A 3,976-nucleotide genomic window follows, 5' to 3' on the forward strand; every position below is an offset into this window, starting at 1 on the left:
GGGCCTTCCTCACCCCGGGGCTCCTCCTGGCACTGCTGCCGGGCGCCGTGTGCGCCCTCACGGTCGCCGGCGCCGCGGCCACCGGAGGGGCGCTCCGGCTCGTGGTCGGCGTGGCCGGCGCCGCCGCGGTGGCCGTCACGGTCGCGCTGTGCCTGCGCCGAGGGCCCCTGCGCGCGAAGGGCCGCGGCATCGCCTCCGTACGGATGTGGACGCTGTGCCTGCTCGCCCACGCCGCCTACGGTCAGGGGCTCCTGCGCGAGGTGACCACCGGCGGCCCCGACGGCGCCTGGCCCATGGACCCCGCGCCGCTCGTGGGACTCGCGCTGGCCGTCGCCCCGGCCGCCTGGTGCGCCCACCTCTTCTCCGTGCTCGCCCGGCGCAGGCTCGAACGGAGCCGGGGCCTCGACGAGTTCGCCGCCGGGGCCCGGCCGCTGCTCCTCGCGGCGCTCGTCCTGTACGCGGGCACGCTCATGGCGCTGCTCGCGGCGACCGGGCTGGTGCTCCCCGGCGCCGCACTCGCCCCGACGGCCGCGCTCGGCACGCTGCTGTTCCTCGCTCGTCTGCTCATCGTCCATGGCTTCGCGGGACCTGCGGCCACCGCCCTGGCCGCCGCGTGCGCCGCCGAAGCGGCCGCCCCGGCCCTGCTGCTGGCGGGACGCCTGCCCGGTCTCGAAGCCCTGGCCCGTCCCGTGGAGACGATCGTCGCCGCCTGGGGCGTGGCGGCCGTACCGGCTCTCGCCTGTGGCGTCGCCGGTCTCGGGCTGCTCGCCCACGCCGTACCGGCACTGTCCCGGGCCTCGGCACACACCCCCTGACCTGCTCTGAACGCCGCCGTCGCATCCGCCGCACTCCGCGGAGCCGACACCTCGGAGTAACCGGCCGCCATGGCACCGACAGCAACCTTTCTAAGGAGAAAGCCACATGACACCGAAACACCCAGCTCCGGCCCGTCGGCCCCGAGGAGCCGCGCGATGAGGGTGCTCCTGCTCGGTGCCAATGGATTCCTCGGCCGATTCGTCGCCGACCGGCTGCTCGCCGACCCGGCCGTGCACCTCACCGCCCTGGGCCGCGGCGACGACGCCGATGTCCGTTTCGACCTCTCCGGCGGCAGCCCGGGAGCGCTGACCCGCTTCCTGGGTGCCGTGCACCCCGGTGTCGTCATCAACTGCGCGGGCGCGACCCGCGGCGGGGCCCGCGAACTGACCAGACACAACACCGTCGCTGTCGCGACCGTCTGCGAGGCGCTGCGCCGCAGCGGCTGCGGCGCCCGGCTGGTCCAGGTCGGCTGTGCGTCCGAGTACGGCCCCTCGCAGCAGGGCTCGTCGACCGCGGAGGACGCCGTCCCCCGCCCCGGCGGCCCCTACGGGGTGAGCAAGCTCGCCGCCACCGAGCTGGTGCTCGGCTCGGGTCTGGACGCCGTCGTCCTGCGCGTCTTCTCTCCCGTCGGCCCCGGCACACCGGCCGGCTCCCCGCTCGGCCGGCTCGCCGAAGCCATGCGGCGCGCCATGCAGTCCGGCGACGGGGAGCTCAAGCTCAGCGGCCTCGGCGTGCAGCGTGACTTCGTCGACGTGCGGGACGTGGCGCGCGCCGTGCACGCCGCCTCGCTCTCGGCGGCGCAGGGCGTCGTCAACATCGGCACGGGCCGGGCCGTGAAGCTCAGGGACGCCGCGTCGATCCTCGCCAGGGTCGCCGGTTACGCGGGCGCCCTGCACGAGCTGGACGCGCCGCCCGGCCGCCCGGTCATCGGCAGCCCGCGCTCCGAGTCGATCGTGGAGCACCTCGCCGCGACCCCCTCCCCTTATCCGGACGGCTGCGGAACCTGGCAGCAGGCGGACGTGCGTACCGCCCGCGACCGGCTCGGCTGGCGTCCCCGTATCAACCTCGAGGAGTCCCTCGCCGACATCTGGATGGAGGCGGCATGCCGCATCTGACCACCACGGACACACCGCTGTCCGCCACCGGCGCGGAAAGGCTGGGGTTCGGTGTCCCCGGCTACGCGCATCCCCTGCTCGCTCCCACCGAGTGGGCCGAGCTGACCCGGCCGGGGACACCGCTGCACTGGGTCGTCCTCAACGTCGCGGCAGGGCCGGGCGACCGGCCCGACCCGCACTGTCTGGACGCCGTCGGCCGGCTGCGCAACGCAGGCGTGCGGGTCCTGGGGCACCTCGACATGTCCCACGGATCGCGGGCCTTCGGCGACATGGTGCGTGACGCCCAGCACTTCTTCGACTGGTACAAGGTCGACGGCTTCCTGCTGGACCGCTGCCCCACGGAGCGGGCCGATCTGGCGAACGTGCGCCGGACCACAGCCACTCTGGACGCCGTGGTGGACGGCGGGCACCTGGTGCTGGGGCACGGTTCGCATCCGTATCCCGGCTACGCGGAGGCCGCGGACCAACTGGTCACCTTCTCCGGGCCGTGGGCGGAGTACCGCTGGTCACAGGTGGCGGAGTGGACGGCCGAATATCCGCCGGAACGGTTCGTCCACTTCGTCCACGGCGTGCCCCGTACTCACCTGGAGGAGGCCACCCGCATCGCCCGGTGGCAGGGCGCGGGCACCATCTTCTTCACCGACCGGGGCGACCGGTGGGAGGGAAAGGGGCATATCGGACCATTCGAGACACTGCCCGGCTACTGGGACGAAATCGTCTCGCAGATCGGACGTGGTGTCTCGGAATGAGGAGGGCCGTGGCAGTGTTACGAGGAGAACAACCGTACTGACATACCGACCGACGGAGCCCCCGTGTCGCTGCCACCCCTGGTCGAGCCCGCAGCCGAGCTCACCGTAGACGAGGTCCGCAGGTACTCCCGCCACCTGATCATCCCGGATGTCGGGATGGACGGGCAGAAGCGGCTGAAGAACGCCAAGGTGCTCGCCGTGGGTGCGGGCGGACTCGGCTCGCCGGCCCTGATGTACCTGGCGGCCGCCGGTGTCGGCACGCTCGGCATCGTGGAGTTCGACGAGGTCGACGAGTCGAACCTGCAACGCCAGATCATCCACAGCCAGGCCGACATCGGCCGTTCCAAGGCCGAATCCGCCCGTGACAGCGTCAAGGGCATCAACCCGTACGTGAACGTCGTCCTCCACGAAGAGCGGCTCGAGGCCGACAACGTGATGGAGATCTTCAGCCAGTACGACCTGATCGTCGACGGCACGGACAACTTCGCCACGCGCTACCTGGTCAACGACGCCTGTGTGCTGCTGAACAAGCCGTACGTGTGGGGTTCGATCTACCGCTTCGACGGCCAGGCCTCCGTCTTCTGGTCCGAGCACGGGCCCTGCTACCGCTGCCTCTACCCGGAGCCCCCGCCGCCGGGCATGGTCCCGAGCTGCGCCGAGGGCGGCGTGCTCGGCGTGCTCTGCGCGTCCATCGGCTCGATCCAGGTGAACGAGGCCATCAAGCTGCTCGCCGGCATCGGTGAGCCGCTGGTCGGCCGGCTCATGATCTACGACGCCCTCGAGATGCAGTACCGCCAGGTGAAGGTCCGCAAGGACCCGAACTGCGCGGTCTGCGGCGAGAACCCCACCGTCACCGAGCTCATCGACTACGAGGCCTTCTGCGGCGTCGTGTCCGAGGAGGCCCAGGAGGCGGCGGCCGGCGCGACGATCACTCCCAAGCAGCTCAAGGAGTGGATCGACGACGGCGAGAACATCGACATCATCGATGTCCGCGAGGTCAACGAGTACGAGATCGTCTCGATCCCGGGTGCGCGGCTGATCCCCAAGAACGAGTTCCTGATGGGCACCGCCCTCCAGGACCTGCCCCAGGACAAGAAGATCGTCCTGCATTGCAAGACGGGTGTCCGCAGTGCGGAAGTCCTCGCCGTGCTGAAGTCGGCGGGCTTCGCCGACGCGGTGCACGTCGGCGGCGGCGTCATCGGGTGGGTCAACCAGATCGAGCCGGAGAAGCCGGTCTACTGGGCAGGCCCGCTTCCACCGGCTGTGACCCGAAGGGGCCGTACCTCGCGATCGGGG

General features: G+C 71.8%; 3 protein-coding genes and 1 pseudogene. All 4 read left to right on the top strand.

What is annotated here, in order from left to right; genetic code table 11:
• Positions 1-815: pseudogene (locus ACWGH4_RS32510) on the top strand (hypothetical protein); the annotation flags it as partial.
• A gap of 156 nt (positions 816-971) precedes the next feature.
• Positions 972-1,931: an NAD-dependent epimerase/dehydratase family protein gene (locus ACWGH4_RS32515; RefSeq protein WP_159687600.1), complete on the top strand. Its 960-nt coding sequence runs from the start codon at positions 972-974 to the stop codon at positions 1,929-1,931.
• A complete protein-coding gene (locus ACWGH4_RS32520) occupies positions 1,919-2,680 on the top strand; it encodes a spherulation-specific family 4 protein (RefSeq protein WP_453467187.1) in 762 nt (253 codons plus the stop codon). Before ACWGH4_RS32515 ends, ACWGH4_RS32520 begins: the two co-directional genes overlap by 13 nt.
• A gap of 63 nt (positions 2,681-2,743) precedes the next feature.
• Positions 2,744-3,976: adenylyltransferase/sulfurtransferase MoeZ (gene moeZ, locus ACWGH4_RS32525; RefSeq protein WP_453467189.1), on the top strand; the 1,233-nt coding region annotated here is incomplete at its 3' end.

Source organism: Streptomyces sp. NPDC054847, assembly GCF_053610925.1.